This window comes from Actinomadura sp. 3N508 (genome assembly GCF_044326375.1).
Classification (GTDB): Bacteria; Actinomycetota; Actinomycetes; order Streptosporangiales; family Streptosporangiaceae; genus Spirillospora.
The window spans coordinates 957,902-974,740 of record NZ_JBIRAX010000001.1; the positions used below are offsets into that span (position 1 = coordinate 957,902).

Annotated in this window: 16 protein-coding genes; 7 read left to right on the plus strand and 9 right to left on the minus strand. The window is 71.9% G+C overall.

Features of this window, described 5'->3' with window-relative positions; all coding sequences use genetic code 11:
- Positions 1-100 precede the first annotated feature (100 nt).
- A complete protein-coding gene (locus ACH34S_RS04325) occupies positions 101-1,477 on the plus strand; it encodes a hypothetical protein (RefSeq protein ID WP_395951043.1) in 1,377 nt (458 codons plus the stop codon).
- Here ACH34S_RS04325 and ACH34S_RS04330 read toward each other — a convergent pair.
- Positions 1,366-2,013 (minus strand): SPFH domain-containing protein, encoded by a 648-nt coding sequence (locus ACH34S_RS04330; protein WP_395951044.1) that lies wholly within the window; start codon positions 2,011-2,013, stop codon positions 1,366-1,368. The genes ACH34S_RS04325 and ACH34S_RS04330 overlap by 112 nt on opposite strands.
- Before the next feature lie 191 nt (positions 2,014-2,204).
- Between ACH34S_RS04330 and ACH34S_RS04335 the strand changes: the two genes are divergently transcribed.
- Positions 2,205-3,194, plus strand: coding sequence for a sensor histidine kinase (locus ACH34S_RS04335; RefSeq protein ID WP_395951045.1), 990 nt, complete (start codon positions 2,205-2,207; stop codon positions 3,192-3,194).
- Between the two features lies 1 nt (position 3,195).
- Here the strand turns inward: ACH34S_RS04335 and ACH34S_RS04340 are convergent, their stop codons facing one another.
- Positions 3,196-3,882 (minus strand): response regulator, encoded by a 687-nt coding sequence (locus ACH34S_RS04340; RefSeq protein ID WP_395951046.1) that lies wholly within the window; start codon positions 3,880-3,882, stop codon positions 3,196-3,198.
- A 286-nt stretch (positions 3,883-4,168) separates the two neighbouring features.
- On the opposite strand from ACH34S_RS04340, the gene ACH34S_RS04345 reads away from it, so the two are divergent.
- Both ACH34S_RS04345 and ACH34S_RS04350 read left to right on the plus strand, forming a co-directional pair.
- The gene (locus tag ACH34S_RS04345) at positions 4,169-4,630 is read left to right on the plus strand and encodes a CBS domain-containing protein (RefSeq protein ID WP_395951047.1); all 462 of its coding nucleotides are present in this window, start codon (positions 4,169-4,171) and stop codon (positions 4,628-4,630) included.
- A gap of 46 nt (positions 4,631-4,676) precedes the next feature.
- Positions 4,677-5,957, plus strand: coding sequence for an SLC13 family permease (locus tag ACH34S_RS04350; RefSeq protein ID WP_395951048.1), 1,281 nt, complete (start codon positions 4,677-4,679; stop codon positions 5,955-5,957).
- Positions 5,958-5,978: 21 nt separating this feature from the next.
- Here the strand turns inward: ACH34S_RS04350 and ACH34S_RS04355 are convergent, their stop codons facing one another.
- Complete coding sequence (locus ACH34S_RS04355; protein WP_395951049.1) at positions 5,979-7,364, minus strand: NAD(P)H-quinone dehydrogenase; 1,386 nt, start codon at positions 7,362-7,364, stop codon at positions 5,979-5,981.
- A 148-nt stretch (positions 7,365-7,512) separates the two neighbouring features.
- Here ACH34S_RS04355 and ACH34S_RS04360 point away from each other — a divergent pair, with 148 nt between their 5' ends.
- The 3 genes from ACH34S_RS04360 to ACH34S_RS04370 are packed head-to-tail and all read left to right on the plus strand — an operon-like array spanning position 7,513 to position 10,472.
- Positions 7,513-7,971 carry a gamma-glutamylcyclotransferase gene (locus tag ACH34S_RS04360; protein ID WP_395951050.1) on the plus strand — a complete coding sequence of 153 codons (459 nt, stop codon included), beginning with the start codon at positions 7,513-7,515 and terminating at the stop codon, positions 7,969-7,971.
- Between the two features lie 39 nt (positions 7,972-8,010).
- Positions 8,011-8,811: a purine-nucleoside phosphorylase gene (locus ACH34S_RS04365; protein ID WP_395951051.1), complete on the plus strand. Its 801-nt coding sequence runs from the start codon at positions 8,011-8,013 to the stop codon at positions 8,809-8,811.
- Between the two features lie 8 nt (positions 8,812-8,819).
- A complete protein-coding gene (locus tag ACH34S_RS04370) occupies positions 8,820-10,472 on the plus strand; it encodes a phospho-sugar mutase (protein WP_395951052.1) in 1,653 nt (550 codons plus the stop codon).
- Here the strand turns inward: ACH34S_RS04370 and ACH34S_RS04375 are convergent.
- From ACH34S_RS04375 to ACH34S_RS04400, 6 genes are all read right to left on the minus strand, one after another.
- The gene (locus ACH34S_RS04375; protein ID WP_395951053.1) at positions 10,465-11,112 is read right to left on the minus strand and encodes a PH domain-containing protein; all 648 of its coding nucleotides are present in this window, start codon (positions 11,110-11,112) and stop codon (positions 10,465-10,467) included. The genes ACH34S_RS04370 and ACH34S_RS04375 overlap by 8 nt on opposite strands.
- A gap of 7 nt (positions 11,113-11,119) precedes the next feature.
- Entirely contained in the window at positions 11,120-12,211 is a 1,092-nt protein-coding gene (locus tag ACH34S_RS04380) for an adenosine deaminase (RefSeq protein ID WP_395951054.1), read from the minus strand.
- Positions 12,212-12,234: 23 nt separating this feature from the next.
- Positions 12,235-14,496 (minus strand): caspase family protein, encoded by a 2,262-nt coding sequence (locus ACH34S_RS04385; RefSeq protein ID WP_395951055.1) that lies wholly within the window; start codon positions 14,494-14,496, stop codon positions 12,235-12,237.
- Positions 14,493-14,852: a hypothetical protein gene (locus tag ACH34S_RS04390; RefSeq protein WP_395951056.1), complete on the minus strand. Its 360-nt coding sequence runs from the start codon at positions 14,850-14,852 to the stop codon at positions 14,493-14,495. Before ACH34S_RS04390 ends, ACH34S_RS04385 begins: the two co-directional genes overlap by 4 nt.
- A gap of 95 nt (positions 14,853-14,947) precedes the next feature.
- Entirely contained in the window at positions 14,948-15,784 is an 837-nt protein-coding gene (locus ACH34S_RS04395; protein WP_395951057.1) for an ABC transporter permease, read from the minus strand.
- Positions 15,781-16,776 carry an ATP-binding cassette domain-containing protein gene (locus ACH34S_RS04400; RefSeq protein ID WP_395951058.1) on the minus strand — a complete coding sequence of 332 codons (996 nt, stop codon included), beginning with the start codon at positions 16,774-16,776 and terminating at the stop codon, positions 15,781-15,783. Before ACH34S_RS04400 ends, ACH34S_RS04395 begins: the two co-directional genes overlap by 4 nt.
- Between the last annotated feature and the right edge of the window lie 63 nt (positions 16,777-16,839).

The window sequence follows — 16,839 nt, forward strand, 5'->3', positions numbered from 1 at the left end:
GTCCGCCGGAGGACGCATTCCGGCATCGCGTGGGCAGACTGGAGGCATGAGCGAAGCGAACCGGGGGGTGCGGGGGGTCGTCCCCCCACGAGGAGCACGCATGAGCACCGACAACCGGGCCATCCGGGCGGTACGCCGGGGCACCGTCTCGGCGATCGTCGCCGCCGTCGCCCTGCCGGCGTTCGCCTTCACCTCCCCGGCACAGGCCGCCCCGGCACAGCCCGCCGCAGCGCACATCACGACCGCAGCGCACATCACGACCACACGGACCACCGCGCCCGCCGACAACGTCGGGCAGATCGCCAGGGGCCTGATCGACTCGCGGCTCTACGTGACGAGCGAGGCCGGGAACGCGCTGGCCCAGGCCGACCGGAACGCGATCACCTCGGCCCTCGGCGGTGACCGGGACGCCGACATCCGCGCCGTCGTCGTCCGCAACGACATCACCCCGGCCGAGGTCCGGCAGCTGCTCCCGGCCGTCGCGGAGCGGGTCGGCAAGGGCGAGACCTACGTCGCCGTCACCGCCGACGGCCGCCGCATGACCGGGATGTCCAAGAAGCTCGACCGGCAGGAGATCAACCAGCTCGTCACCCGCACCAACGGCACCCCGCTGAAGGACCGGCTGATCCAGTTCGGCGACCTCGCGGAGCAGAAGGTCGACGACAAGGCCCGGTCCAGCACGATCGGCACGTACGTGACGCTCGGCGTCCTGCTCATGGTCGTCGCGGCGGCGGCGGGCGGGTTCCTCGTCGTCCGCAAGCGGCGCCTCGACCGCGAGGCCCGGCAGATGGCCGACCTCAAGGCCGGTGTCGAGGAGGATGTGACACTCCTCGGCGAGGACATCGCGCGCCTCGACCTCGACGTCATGGACAAGGGCCTCGATCCCGACACCCGCGCCGACTACGAGCGCGCCATGAACTCCTACGACCAGGCCAAGCGGGAGACGGCGCACGCCGCCATACCGCAGGACATGCAGGCCGTCACGACCGCCCTGGAAGACGGCCGCTACTACATGACCGCGACGCGCGCCCGCCTCGCCAACGAGCCCGTCCCGGAGCGGCGTGCGCCGTGCTTCTTCAACCCGCAGCACGGGCCGTCCGTCGAGGACGTCCTGTGGGCGCCGCCCGGCGGTGTCGAGCGTTCCGTCCCGGCGTGCGCGGCCGACGCGGAGGCCGTCCTCAAGGGGACGGCCCCGGACGTCCGCATGGTGCCGTCCGGCGGCGCCCGCCGCCCCTACTGGGACGCGGGCCCCGCCTACGGGCCGTACGCCGGCGGCTACTACTACGGCTACGGCGGGATCGACCTGCTCAGCGGGATGATGATCGGCACCATGCTCGGCTCGATGATGAGCGGCGGCTGGGGCGGCTACGGCGGTGACGCCGGCGCCGGCATGGAGGGCGACATCGGCGGCGGCTGGGACTTCGGCGGCGGCGACTTCGGCGGCGGGTTCGGCGGGGGCGACTTCGGCGGCTTCTGACCGGCGTTCCCGCGCGCATGCCGGTCCCGCACGACGGGGATCGTCGCGTCGACGATGGCGACCAGCCCGGCGACGATCCCCCATGGCCGCACCGCCCGGTTGACGTGCCCGACCAGGTCGGGATCGTCGCTGGTATCGAGCAGCGCGGGCAGGTCCGCCAGGTCCCGGGCGGCGATCACGTCGCGCAGCGAGACCTGGATGAGCGCCTGCGCGGCCGAGGACGGCGAGTCCGGCGCCTGCGCGTACCGGACGGGGTCGGCCACCCGCATCGTCGCCAGCGCCTTGCCCTGGACGGCGACGCCGTCCCTGGTCATGGCCTTGAACCAGACGTGGTGCGGCGGCAGGTCCAGAGGGACGCGGACGCCCGTGTCGGCGAGCGGCAGCAGGTACCGCAGCCCAGGACCGCGGACCTCGGGCGTCCCACCGAACCGCTGGACGACGAGCCGCTCGGACGCCCCGACCCGCCGCACCCCCGACACCGCCAAGACGACCGCCCCCACCCCCAGGACCACGAGGATCGCGGAGAGAACGCCCACCTGACCCACCCACCTCCGGCTCGGAAACGGCTGCGCTCCCTCCACCATCGGCGACGGAACGAGGCACCGACATCGGCCCGGATGCCCATTACGTCCCGGTCCCACCCTGCACAAACGCGCAAGGGGCCATGCACCCGCGCCCGGGGTGTCACGCATGGACAAGACATGACGTCATGCGGTGACGTGGACCCATGAGCAGGACACCCGCGTCGGCGCTGTACTGGCGCATCCTCGGAATCAACGGGCTGATCTTCGCGGCGGGGACGGTGGCGCTGGCGGTGGCGCCCGTGACCGTGTCGTCGTTCGTCCTGCTGCGGGAGCTGCCCGTGCTGGTGGTCGGGCTCGCGGTGATGATGGCGGCGAACGCGGTCCTGCTGCGCGCCAGCCTGGCGCCGCTGGAGGGGCTCACCGCGCTGGTGACGCGGCTCGACTCGCTGCGCTCGGGCGACCGGCTGGCGACCGGCCGGAGCGGCGACCTGTTCCATCTGGTCGACCAGTTCAACGCGATGCTGGACCGGCTGGAGGCCGACCGCAGCACCAGCACCGCCGTGGTCCTGGACGCCCAGGAGGCCGAGCGCCGCCGCATCGCGCAGGAGCTGCACGACGAGATCGGCCAGAGTCTCACCGTCGTGCTGCTTGAGCTGAAGTCGGTGGTGAACAAGGCGCCGGATGACGTGGCGGAGGAGCTGCGGGGCGTGCAGGAGACCGTCCGGTCGAGCCTGGACGAGGTCCGCCAGGTGGCGCGGCGGCTGCGGCCGGGCGTCCTGGACGACCTCGGCCTGACCAGCGCGCTCACCGCCCTCGCCGCGGACTTCTCCGAGGCGGGCGGGCCGCGCGTGACCCGCCGCGTCCAGACCGGCCTGGTGGGCCTCGGCCCGGACGCCGAGCTGGTGATCTACCGGATCGCGCAGGAGGGACTGACGAACGTGTGGCGCCATTCCGGCGCCCGGAACGCCGAGCTGTCCCTGACCCAGGACGATGACGGCCGCGTCGTCCTGCGGGTGGTCGACGACGGCTCGGGCCCGCCCACCGAGATGGGCGCCGGAATCCACGGGATGCGGGAGCGGGCGATGCTCATCGGCGCCCAGCTCACCGTCGGCCCGGCCGGCGAAGAGGGCGGCGGCACCGAGATCAGGCTGGTCATCCCGCCATCGGGCGCACGCCGGACGGCGGCGCCCTAGGTCAGGGTTCGACGAGGCCGACGCGGATCGCGTACTTGGTCAGCTCCAGCCGGTCGCGCATGCCGAGCTTGCCGAGGATGTTCGCGCGGTGCCGGTCGACCGTCTTGACGCTGATCGTGAGCGTCTCCGCGATCCGCCGGGACGAGTACCCCTCCGCGACCAGCTTGATGATCTCCTCCTCGCGCGGGGTGAGGACGCTGTCGGGGGCGTCGCCGTCCCGGTCGCGGGCCAGGTACTCGCGGATCAGCGCGGTGATGGCGGCCGGGTACAGGAACGGCTCGTCGCGCATCGCGGAGCGGACGGCGTTGAGCAGGTCCCGGTCGGCGACGGACTTCAGCACGTACCCGGACGCGCCCGCCTTCAGCGCCTCGAACAGGTACTGCTCGTTGTCGTACATCGACAGGATCAGCGTCCGCACGGACGGGAACCGCCGCGAGATCTCCCGCGCGGCCTGAAGGCCCGTCATCCGCGGCATCGCGATGTCGAGGATCGCGAGGTCGACGTCGCCGCCCGCGCACGCGTCGATCGCCTCCGCGCCGTCGGCGGCCTCGGCGACCACGGTCAGGTCGGGTTCGGCGTCCAGGATCAGGCGGAGCCCGCGGCGCACCAGCGCGTGGTCGTCGGCCAGCAGAATCCGGGTGGCGGACTCGCGCGTGTGCACCCCGATCACCTCCGGTCTCGTCCTCATCCTAGGCTCGGGACCTCACGGGAGATCCCCGCCACCTGCAGATACATGATTCCTCCCGGCCGATATGGGGGCCGGACCCGATATCGGCCCGGACCGTCGCCGCAAAGACTGGACAGCGTACGCAGAAAGGGGCGGACGCATGTCTCAACGGTTCAGCGGCGCACGCCGTCCCCCGGCCACCGGGCGACGGCGGCCGTCCTGCGACGGGCCGTTCCCCGGCGTCAGGAGGAGGGATCTATCAGCACGAGGGACAAGGCTCTCCGGGAGCCGGAAGGACACCACCAGGATGCAAGCGCGGGACATCGCCGTACAGGTGCCGACCGTGACGTTGGGCGACCCCATCGCCCACGCGATCCAGGTCATGGCGCTCGGCCGCCTGCCCGGGCTGATCGTGATCGACGCGGAGCAGCGGCCCCGGGTCGTCCTGCCGGGGACGCAGGTGCTGCGGCTCGCGGTGCCCGCCGCCTACCAGGAGGATCCGGCGCTGACCCGGGCCGTGGACGAGGCGCACGCCGACGTCTTCTGGCACGAGCTCCGCGACAGGACGGTCGGCGACTGCCTCGGAACGCACATTCCCCGCCCGGTGATCGTGAAGGCGTCCGCGACGCTGCTGGAGCTCGCCACGCTGATGGCGCGGCAGCGCTGCCCCGTCGTCGCCGTGGTGGACGACGCCGGGCTGCTGGCCGGCGCGATCACGCTCGACCGGCTGCTGTCCGCGCTGGCGCTGGCCAGACCCGACGACGCCTGACTCGACGACGCCCGACCCGGCGGTCCCGTGCGCCCAGGGGCGTGCGGTGAGCGCTGGCGTAGCGCTCGGGATCTTCGTCGTCGCGTTCTTCTTCATCGCGACGGAGCGTGTCGACAAGGTCAAGGTCGTCCTGATCGCGGCCGGTGCGATGACCGTGCTCGGGCTGACCTCCGGCGCGGACGTCTTCTTCTCCGAGCACGAGGGCATCGACTGGAACGTCATCTTCCTGCTGCTCGGCATGATGATCGTCGTCGGCGTGATCAAGGGCACCGGGCTGTTCGAGTACCTGGCGATCTGGGCGGCGAAGCGCTCCAAGGGCAGGCCGTACCGGCTGCTGGTGATGCTGATGGCGATCACCGCCGTGGCGTCGCCGTTCCTGGACAACGTCACCACGATCATGCTGGTGGCGCCGGTGACGGTCGTGGTCTGCAACCGGCTGCGCATCCCGGCGCAGCCGTATCTGATCGCCGAGTTGCTGGCGTCCAACATCGGCGGCGCGGCGACCCTGATCGGCGACCCGCCGAACATCATCATCGGCAGCCGCGCGGGGCTGACGTTCAACGACTTCCTCGCGCACATGACGCCGATCGTGGTGATCATCTTCGCCACGTTCGTGGTGATGTCGCGGTGGATCTTCCGCAAGTCGTTCACCTACGACGAGCGGTACGTGGACGAGGTGATGGCGCTGGACGAGCGCAGGGCCATCACCGACCACAGGCTGCTGGTGCGCTGCCTGGTCGTGCTCGGGCTGATCATCGTCGGGTTCTCGCTGCACTCGGTGCTGCACGTGGAGCCGTCGATCGTGGCCCTCGTCGGCGCGGGCGTCATGCTGCTGGTCACGAAGGTCGAGGTCGCGGACGTCCTCAAGGAGGTCGAGTGGGGCGTCCTGGTGTTCTTCATGGGCCTGTTCGTGATGGTCGCGGGCCTCGGGCACACCGGCGTCATCGAGAACATCGGCACCTGGTCGGCGGACGCGATCGGCGACAACTACTTCGCCGCCGCGACCGCCCTGGTGTTCGGGTCCGCCGTGCTGGGCGCGTTCTTCGACAACATCCCGTACACGGCGACGATGGCGCCGATCGTGGAGGGGATGGCCGCCGGGGCCGACCCGCAGACGGCGGACGCGCTGTGGTGGTCGTTCGCGCTCGGCGCCGACTTCGGCGGGAACGGGACGGCGGTCGCCGCGAGCGCCAACGTCGTCGCGATCGGCATCGCCGCCAGGACCGGTCACCCGATCAGTTTCTGGCAGTTCACCCGCTACGGGATCGGCATCACGCTGGTGAGCACCTTCATGGCGTGGGCGTACGTCGCCCTGCGCTACTTCTGACGGTTCGGTGGCCGGGCGCGCCTAGTAGGCGTGCTCGGCCATCAGCCGCCGGGACGCCTCAGTGATGCTGCCCGACAGCGACGGGTACACCGCGAACGTCTGCGCCACCTGGTTGACGGTCAGGTGCTGCTGGACGGCCATCGACACGCCCAGGATCAGCTCGCTCGCCCGCGGCGCCACGATCACGCCACCCAGCACGATCCCCGTGGCCGGACGGCAGAACAGCTTCACGAAACCGTCCTCGAAGCCCTGCATCTTGGCCCGCGCGTTGGTGAACAGCGGCAGCATGACCGTCCGGGCGTTGACCTCACCCGAGTCGACCATGTGCTGCGTCACGCCGACCGCCGCGACCTCCGGGTCGGTGAAGATGTTGGACGCGACCCAGCCGAGCTTCAGCGGCTGCACCGCCTCCCCCAGCGCGTGCCACATCGCGATACGGCCCTGCATGCCCGCGACCGACGCCAGCATCAGCACGCCGGTGCAGTCGCCGGACGCGTAGATGTGCGGGACGGACGTCCGCGACACCTTGTCGACCTCGACGAAGCCGCGCGAGTCGCAGCGGACGCCGACGTCCTCCAGGCCCATGCCGGCGGTGTTCGGGATCATGCCGACGGTCATGAGGCAGTGGCTGCCCTCGACCTTCGTCCCGTCCTCCAGCGTGACGATCACGCCGTTCCCCGACCGCTCCACGGCCGCCGCCCGCGACCGCGACATGACCTTCATCCCGCGGCGCAGGAACACCTCCTGCAGCACGGCGGCGGCGTCGGCGTCCTCGGTCGGCAGGATCCGGTCGCGCGAGGACACCAGCGTCACCTTCGACCCGAGCGACAGGTACGCCCCGGCGAACTCGGCGCCGGTCACGCCGGAGCCGACGACGATCAGGTCTTCGGGCAGGTCGGGCAGGTCGTAGAGCTGGCGCCAGTTCAGGATGCGCTCGCCGTCCGGCTCAGCGCCGGGCAGCACGCGCGGTGTCGCGCCCGTCGCGATCAGCACGTTGTCGGCCTGGATCCGCTGGTCGCCGACCTCGACGACATGCGGCTCCACCAGCCGCGCCTCACCCCGGACGATCTTGACGTCCTCGTAGGCGAGCCGCTCGGCGACGTCGAACGACTGGGCGCGGGCGAGGTCCTTCACGCGCTTGTTGACGGTGACCATGTCGGCCTCCAGCGCGCCGACGACACCGTCCGGGCCGCCGTTGAAGCGCACGCCGAGGCGGTCCGACTCCGTCATGACCGCGATGCGGGTCGAGGTGGCGATGAGCGTCTTGGAGGGCACGCAGTCGGTGAGCACGCAGGCACCGCCCGGACCGTCCCGTTCGACGACGGTCACGTCGGCACCGAGCTGCGCCGCGACCAGCGCGGCCTCGTAGCCCCCCGGCCCTCCTCCGATGATCACGATTCGGGTCACATCTTCCATTGTTTCCTACTCACGGGAGTGAAAAGTCCTGGAGCGAACCGGTTTCGCCGGGCGCGCCGAGCCGGTTCCGCGGCGCGCACCGATACCGATGCGGGCTTCCTCCCGGCCGGCCGGCACATGTGGCGTAACCTTGGCCAACGTGGCACTGTACGCGGCGTACGCCTCCAACATGGATCCCGACCAGATGGCGAGCCGGGCTCCGCACTCGCCGATGCGCGGCACCGGCTGGCTGGCCGGCTGGCGGCTGACCTTCGGGGGGCAGGACAAGGGCTGGGACGGCGCTCTCGCGACCGTCGTCGAGGACGACTCCGAGCAGGTGTTCGTCGTCTACTACGACGTGCCCGCCTGGGACGAGAAGGAGCTCGACGCCTGGGAGGGCGCGGCGCTCGGCGTCTACCGCAAGATCAGGGTCCGGGTGCAGACGCTCGACGGCGACGTGCTGTGCTGGATGTACGTCCTGGACGACTACGAGGGCGGGCTCCCGTCCGCGCGCTACCTGGGCATCCTCGCCGACGCGGCGGAGAAGGCCGGCGCGCCCGACGACTACGTGAAGGACCTGCGGACCCGTCCGTGCAAGTCCCTGGGCGACCAGCCCTAGCCGTCCGGCGTCCTGATCCGCGCCGGTATCGTCGGCGAGGTGAGCAACGACGCTTTTGCATTGGCGCGAGCTGCCGCGGATGAGTTGCGCGCTCGCGCGTCCGTGGACTCCTTCGACGTCGCTTTGGTGATGGGTTCGGGCTGGGTCCCGGCCGCCGACGCGCTCGGCACCCCGTCCGCCGACCTGCTGGTCACCGAGCTGCCGGGCTTCGCGCCCCCGGCCGCCGAAGGGCACGCGGGACGCGTCCGGGTCGTGGACGTCGCCGGGCGCCGCACCCTGGTGTTCCTGGGCCGGACGCACCTGTACGAGGGGCACGGCGTCGACGCGGTCGTCCATCCGGTCCGGACGGCGCTGGCCGCCGGGGTGCCGACGATGGTGCTCACCAACGCGGCGGGCGGGCTGCGGCCCGAGCACCAGAAGGTCGGCGAGCCGGTGCTGATCTCCGACCACCTGAACCTGTCGGGCGCGAACCCGCTGACCGGCGCGACGTTCCTGGACCTGACCGAGGCGTACTCGGGACGGCTCAGGACCCTCGCGAGGGAGGTCGACCCGACGCTGTCGGAGGGGGTGTACGCGGCGTTGCGGGGCCCGACGTACGAGACGCCCGCCGAGATCCGGATGCTCCGCACGCTGGGCGCGGACCTGATCGGCATGTCGACCGTCCTGGAGACGATCGAGGCCCGCCGCGGCGGCGCCGACGTCCTCGGGATCTCCCTGGTCACCAACATCGCGGCCGGTCTGTCGGAGGAGCCCCTCGACCACGAGGAGGTCCTGGCGGCGGGACGCGCGTCCGCCGGCCGGATGGGGTCCCTCCTCGCGACCGTCCTGGCGAAGCTGTGAGCGATGCCGTGAGCGATGCCGTGAGCGACCTGCGCCGGGACGCCGAGGAGTGGCTGGCGCAGGACCCGGACCCGGAGACCCGCACCGAACTCCGCGCGATCCTGGACGGCGGCGACGACCGGGCCCTCGCCGCGCGGTTCGGCGCGCGGCTGGAGTTCGGCACGGCCGGGCTGCGCGGCGAACTCGGCGCCGGGCCGAACCGGATGAACCGGGTCACGGTGCTGCGCGCGGCGGCCGGGCTCGCCGCCTGCCTGCCGCCCGGCGGCCGGGTGATCATCGGTTTCGACGCCCGGCACGGCTCGCGGCGGTTCGCCGACGACACGGCGGCGGTGCTGAGCGGGGCGGGCCTGCGGCCCGAGGTGTTCGCCGACCCGGTCCCCACCCCCGTCCTCGCGCATTTCACCCGCGCTCACGGTGACGTGGTGGCGGGGGTGATGGTGACGGCCAGCCACAACCCGCCCCGCGACAACGGTTACAAGGTGTACTGGTCGGACGGGGCACAGATCGTCCCGCCCACGGACGCGGAGATCTCCGCCGCGATCGACGCCGTCGGCCGCGTGGACGAGCTGCCCCTGGGCACCGGCTGGCCCGTCCACACCGACGTCGGCCTCTACCTGGACGCGGTTTCGTCCCTGGACCTCGGCTTCACCGGCGGCGATCTGTCGATCGTCTACACGCCGATGCACGGGGTAGGGCGCGACGTCCTCCTCGCGGCCTTCGACCGCGCCGGATTCCCGGTGCCTGCCGTCGTCGCCGAGCAGGCCGACCCCGATCCCGATTTCCCGACCGTCGCGTTCCCGAATCCCGAAGAACCAGGCGCACTCGACCTGGCCCTCGCGCTCGCCGACGCGCGCGGCGCCGACCTGGTGATCGCCAACGATCCGGATGCCGACCGCTGCGCCGTCGCCGTCCCGGGGAGCGACGGGGGCTGGCGCGTCCTGACCGGGGACGAGCTCGGCGGGCTGCTCGCCGAGCACGTCCTGCGCCACACCAGCGGCGACGACCGGCTGGTCGTGACGACGATCGTGTCGTCGTCGCTGCTGCGCTCGATCGCGGCGGCGCACGGCGTCCGGTTCGCGGAGTCGCTGACCGGCTTCAAATGGATCATGAGGGCGGGCGGGCGGTCCGACCGGCTGGTGTTCGGCTACGAGGAGGCCCTCGGGTACAGCGTCGGCGACGACCGGGGCGTCCTCGTCAACGACAAGGACGGGATCTCCGCCGCCCTCGCCGTCGCCGCCCTCGCCACCGAGGCGCGCCGGAACGGCCGCACCCTGCTCGACCTCCTCGACGACCAGGCCCGCGCGCACGGCCTGCACGCCACCTCGCAGCTCTCCGTCCGGGTGGACGACCCGTCCCTGATCACCGCCGCGATGACCCGGCTCCGCGCCGCTCCCCCGTCCGGCCTGGCCGGACGCGCGGTCGAGTCGTTCGACGACCTCGCCGCCCCCTCCGACGGCCTGCCGCCCACCGACGGGTTGCGGTTCCGGCTGGCCGGAGGCTCGCGAGTGATCATCCGCCCGTCCGGGACGGAACCGAAGCTCAAGTGCTACCTGGAGGTCGTCCAACCGGTCGGCGACGGCGGCGACGTCGCGGCGGCACGCGCCCGCGCCGCCGCCGAGCTGGACGCCCTCCGCGAGGCCGTCTCCGCCGCGCTCAGCTGACCGCGCCCACGACCAGGACCACGACCAGCAGCACCAGCGGGACGCCCAGCCCCGCCAGCGCAGGGATCGACCAGGTCACGGTCCCCCGCGCCGCCTCATCGGCCGCCTGCTTCTCGGCGGCGGCCCGGTCCGGCGCGCCCGACTCGGTCCGGGGCCGCTGCCGGTCGCGGATCTCGGTCAGCTGCTGCGCCGCGTAGGCGGCCGGGGTCCGGCCGCGCAGGTCGAACTCCTGCTGCCTGCTCGCTTCCTTCCGCGCCCGCGCCTCCGCCTTCGCCTGCGCGCGCGGCGACGTCTGGTGCACCCAGGCGCGCGTCTCCGCCTCCGCCCCGTCCGGGCCGGTGAACCGCACCGCCACCGCGTTCGTGCCCTCGATCCGGCGGACCGCGGCCCACGGCGCCCGGACGTCCCGCAGCGGGTTGCGGATCGTGACGGCGTCGTCGTCCCCGAGGATCGCGGGCCGCAGCCCGACCGCGTACGCGATCCCGCAGCCGAGCAGGAGCAGCGCGCCGATGCCGAACGTCATCGGCGAGTAGCTCGCGTCGCCGGTGATGCCGAACAGCAGGTCGGCGATGTTGAGCGCGGCGAACACCAGCCACGCGTACGCCGCGACGCGCCCGCCGGTGGAACGAATGGTCAGCATGGCTCGATCATGCCAGGGGCCGGGCGCCGCTCCACTTGAGCTGCGCGAAACCGGGCTTGATCACCCCGTTGATCAGTTCGAGCCGCTCGGTGAACGGCGCGAACGCCGACTTCATCGCGTTCACGGTGAACCACTGCAGGTCGTCCCAGCCGTAGCCGAACGCCTCGGCGAGCTTCGCGAACTCGTTGGACAGGGTCGTCCCGCTCATCAGCCGGTTGTCGGTGTTCACGGTGACGCGGAAGCTCAGCCGCCGCAGCAGCCCGATCGGATGCTCCGCGATCGACTTCGCCGCACCCGTCTGGATGTTGGACGTGGGGCACATCTCCAGCGGGATCCGCTTGTCCCGGACGTAGTCGGCGAGCCGCCCGAGCTTCGCCTCGTCGCCGTTCACCTCGATGTCGTCGATGATCCGCACGCCGTGGCCGAGCCGGTCGGCGCCGCACCACTGGATGGCCTGCCAGATCGACGGGAGCCCGAACCCCTCGCCCGCGTGGATGGTGAAGTGCGCGTTCTCCCGCTGGAGGTACTCGAACGCGTCCAGGTGCCGGGTGGGCGGGTATCCGGCCTCGGCGCCCGCGATGTCGAACCCGACGACGCCCGCGTCCCGGTACCGGACGGCCAGCTCCGCGATCTCCATGGACCGCGCCTGGTGCCGCATCGCCGTGACGAGCGTCCCGACCCGGATGCCGTGGTCGCGGCCGCCCTGCGCGAAGCCGTCCAGGACGGCCTCGACGACCTGCTCCAGCGACAGCCCGTCCCGCAGATGCTGCTCGGGCGCGTACCGGACCTCCGCGTAGACGACGCCGTCCTTCGCGAGGTCTTCCGCGCACTCGTAGGCGACCCGCGTCAGCGCCTCGACGGACTGCATCACCCCGACGGTGTGCGAGAACGTCTCCAGGTACCGCTCCAGCGACCCCGAGTTGGCCGACTCCTCGAACCAGGTGCCCAGGTTGCCGGCGTCCGTGCTCGGCAGTTCCGCGTACCCGGACTCCCGCGCCAGATCCACCACGGTCCCGGGCCGCACCCCACCATCGAGATGGTCGTGCAGCAACACCTTCGGCGCGCGCCGAATGTCCTCAAGAGTCGGCCGAACGTTCATCACTTGAACCTACCCCTCCGGTCTCAGGCAAGCGTCAGGAACTGCCGCGTCGTCTCCACCGCCGCGGTGACGGCCCCGGCGAGCACGGCGGCGGAATCCACGACCCCGGCCTCGGCCATCATGGCGAGCCGTCCCGTCCGCAGGTCGAACCCGTTGACGCCCGGCATCGACCGGAGCATCGAAAAGGCCCGGTCGGTGCTGGGGCCGCAGGCGGCCATGAAAAGAGCGAGGGGGGCCGTGAGTCCCGCGTAAAGGACGTCCGTGGCCGGGTCAATGCGCGAGCCCGAGAAGTGGTCAGCCGCGGCGTGCAGGGCCGCTCCACCGCCGTCCACGCCTCCGTGCTTCACGAGCGTGGGCAGGACGTTCCGGGCGCGCACGAACGTCTCCACACGTTCCGGGCGAGGACCCGGCTCGCCGGGTACGCCCACCAGAACGGTGGCGACACCCGTGGCGGCCCGGCTCAGGCGCCGCTCAAGGGCAGCGCGGGCGGCTGGAGACTCCGCTTCGTCGATCCGCGAGCGCAACCGGGCGACGAGCTGGGCCACGCGATGATCGCTGGACCGGTCATTGTGGACGATGTGGAGACCGTTGCGGTCGACCGTGGCCTTGGGGATCTTCGCGCGGTACCGGGACTCCGTGCCCGGAACTGGTTCCGCCCCGGTCAGGTCGATGATGTCGGTCAGCGTGTCGAGCCGGAACTCGTCCGGCAGGAACGCCTTCACGGGCCCGGTGATGCTCCTGACCTCCATGGCGATTCCGCCCGGGGCGGGACGCAGCACGATGGGCGATTCCCACTCCCTCTCAGGGAGCAGGTCGCCGGACGACGGCTCGTTCTCCACCAGGAGGACCGCCTCCAGCATGCCGTGGCCGAGAAGGCGCTCGCCGTCGGACGGGTCCACGGGCAGGAAGTACTCGTAGGGCTCGTAGCGCATGGATACGCCCGGTTCGGCGCTGTTCCCCTGCACGACGATGACGCCGTCCCTGCCCACGGCGTCGGCCGCTTCGGCGAGCTTCGCGGCGCCGGACGGGTCTCCCGTCATGGTCGTCATGGCCTCGACGAGCCGTTCCCTGGTCCCGATCTCGAAGGAACTGTGGCGCACGAGGTCCGCGGCCGGGTCGCCGAAGCTGTTCAGCTCGGCCGCGAGCCGGGTGGGGGACGCGGCGCCGTCGCGGATCAGGACGAACGCCCTTCGGATCATCGCCTCGGCCATCACGACCGCGGTGGCGGCACCGTCCGACCATTCGGCGCGCATCCGGTGCACCAGCGCACGGACCAGTTCGGCGCCGAACTGGGCCTCCATCCCGATGGCGGCGCCGAACTGGGCCTCCAGCTCGGTGGCGGTGGTGATCTCGCAGATCACCGCGGGGTCGGTGGTGGTGATGAGGTAGCCGTCCGAATGGGCGTAGACCGTGGCGGGGGACGGGCCGAGCGTGCCGGCGATCTTGGAGGCGAGCAGCGCGGCACCCTGATGGACGGCCCCCCACGGGTCCTGAGCGGCGGGCGGGCCGGGCGGCGATGGTGGCGGCGACGGTTCGGGATCGGCGGTCCGGTTCGCGTTGCGGACCAGGGCTATGCGGGCGCCGGCATTGCGGTTGCGTTGCTGCGGGAGTGGTCGCGAGCGTGCGGACAGGCGGGTGTGGAGTTGCCGGTAGACGGTCTCCATGTCCAGGAAGTCGGGGCCGCCGGGGAGACCCTCCGACAGTGTCGAGATCAGCTCGCCGGTGAACGCCGTGTATCGCTCGCCCGGCGGGGCCAGTGCCTTGCGGGTTTCGGCGGACGCGGTCAGCAGGTACGTGCCGTCCACCACCGCCTGGTCGGCGACCCGGGAGCTCGCGCTCATGCCGCCGACCAGGGCGCGGCCGCTGTAGCAGCAGTCCAGGATCACCACCTTGCGGCGGGCCCGGCCACCGGCGCCCAGGATCACGCGGCGCAGGGACTCGTACGGAAGGGCCGTGTAAGGACGTTCCGGGTCGGAGTCGGGAAGGGCGAGGCACAGCTCGTCCGTGTGCGGGTCGGTCAGGCCGTGCCCGGCGTAGTAGACGATCAGTGCGTCGGTGGCCTGCGCGGCGGTCTCCCACACGGTGTCGAGGACCGTCCGGGCCGTGGGCGGCTGCGGGGCCAGGACGCAGTTGCCCTCCGGCAGGCCCCACAGCGCCGGGTCGGTGAACACGTCACGGAGGCCCGTCAGGTTCTGCTCGACGGCGGGGAGGTCATCGAGCGTCTCGTACCCGTGGACGCCGATGAGCACCGCGCGTGAGGCGTCCGCGTCCGGGAGGCCCGTCACTCAGCGTCGCCCCGCTCCCCGCCGTCCAGCGTGCCACCGCCCAGGGCGCGCAGGACGTCCTGGGCCGCGTCAGGGGAGTCGGCGTCGATGGTGACCGAGACGCCGTCGTACTCGATCCGCACCACCGGACGGGACGATCGCCGTGTCCCGACCCACGACACCACGGCGACGACGAGGCTGCTGAGCGCGATGCCGTTGCTCAGCACGACGTTCACCAGTTCGAGCCCGCCGCCCATGTCGCCGGGCTGCGAAGGTGCGGGGACGACCGTCACCTTCGCGTCCCGGCGGAGTTCCGCGTCCTGCGACAGCCACCGGTACAGGGAGGCCGGCTCGTCCCCGTCCGGCGATCCCCCCACACTGAGCCAAGCCTGCACGCCGCCCCGCCTCTCCCCTGTCGGCCACTACATCACCGACGTGCAGGCTCGGTCACAGGTTCACAGGTTCCGGCGCCTCAACGGCCGAGGCGCTGGTAGCGGCGGACGGCGAGCGGAAGGAAGATCGCCGTGACGACGATCGGCCAGACGATCGACATCAGCAGGGCGTGCTGCTCGATCCAGGTGTCGCCGACGGCGGCCGGGTTGCCGAACAGCTCGCGGGACGCGGTCACGGTCGAGGAGACCGGGTTCCACATCGCGATCGTGCCGAGCCAGTCCGGCATCAGCGACGGCGCCACGAACGCGCTGGAGATCATCGAGAACGGGAACGCGACCGCGAACAGGCTTCCGGCGGCCTCCTCGTTCGGTATCAGCAACCCCAGCAGGACGCCGATCCAGATCAGCGCGAAGCGCAGCAGCAGGAGCAGCCCGAACGCGGCGAGGGTGTCGAACAGGCCGCCGCTGGAGCGCCAGCCGATCGCGAGCGCCGTCAGCGCCAGGACGACGAGGTCGAGGGACGCGCCGATCAGGTCGCCGACGCCGCGTCCGGTGACGACGGCGGACGGCGACATCGGCATCGACCGGAACCGGTCGGTGACGCCGCGCGAGCTGTCGTAGACGACGGTGTACGCGGTGTTCATGAAGCCCATCGCCATCGTCATGCCGAACATGCCCGGCATCAGGAACTCGCGGTAGTCGCCGCCGCCCGGGACGGACATCGCGCTGCCGAACACGTACCCGAACAGCAGGACGGAGACGATCGGGAACCCGAGCTGCCAGGCGATGTTGCTCGGCTGCCGGACGTAGTGGGTCAGGCCGCGCAGGACGACCGTCCAGCAGTCGGCCGCCGCCCAGTAGAGCCGCGCGCCGAGCCCTTCGTCGTCGGCGGTGGTGGTCTGCGCCTGGACGCTCACGATGTCACCTTCTCCTTCTTCTTCTCCGGGGCGCCGTCCGAAGGCTCGCTCTCGGCGCGGTGGCCGGTGAGGCGCAGGAACACCTCGTCGAGGGTGGGGCGGCGCAGCGCGATGTCCTCGACGCCGATGCCGTCGTCCTGGAGCGTGCGGGCGACCTCGGTCAGCGCGGCCACCCGTTCGGTGACCGGCGCGTGCACCCGCGCCGCCGCCTCCTCGACCTCCGGTTCGGCGGACGCGACCCGGGCGACGATCGCCGCCGCGGCGGCCAGGTTCGCCGGGTCGCTGACGACGACCTCGATCCGGTCGCCGCCGATGAGGCGTTTCAGCGACTCGGGCGGGCCGTCCGCGATGACCTTGCCCCGGTCGAGGACGGCGATCCGCCCGGCGAGCTGGTCGGCCTCCTCCAGGTACTGCGTGGTCAGCAGGACGGTCGTGCCCTGCGCGACGAGCGAGCGGACCGAGTCCCAGACCTCGTTGCGGCCGCGCGGGTCGAGGCCGGTGGTCGGCTCGTCCAGGAACAGGACGTCCGGCGCGAGGATCATGCTGGCCGCGAGGTCGAGGCGGCGGCGCATCCCGCCGCTGTACTCCTTGATGCCCTTGTCGGCCGCGTCCAGCAGGTCGAAGCGGGCCAGCAGTTCTTCGGCGCGCTCGGCGGCGCGCTTCTTGCCCAGGTGGAACAGGCGGCCGAACATGCGCAGGTTCTGCCGTCCGGTCAGGACCTCGTCCAGCGCCGCGTGCTGCCCCGCCAGCCCGATCCGGCGGCGCACCTGCCGGGGCCGGGTGGCGACGTCCAGCCCGGCGACCTCGGCCCGGCCGCCGTCCAGCCGGACGAGCGTGGTCAGGATGCGCACCGCGGTCGTCTTCCCCGCCCCGTTCGGGCCGAGCAGGCCGTAGACCATGCCGCTCGGCACGGCGAGGTCGAAGCCGTCCAGTGCCCGTTTGTCTCCATAGTTCTTGCGGACCCCCTCGGCGAGGATCGCGTTGTCCGGCATGCCGCCTCCTATTTCGCGTATGCCCTACGCAAATTAGCGTACACTATACTCGAAGTCGAGCAG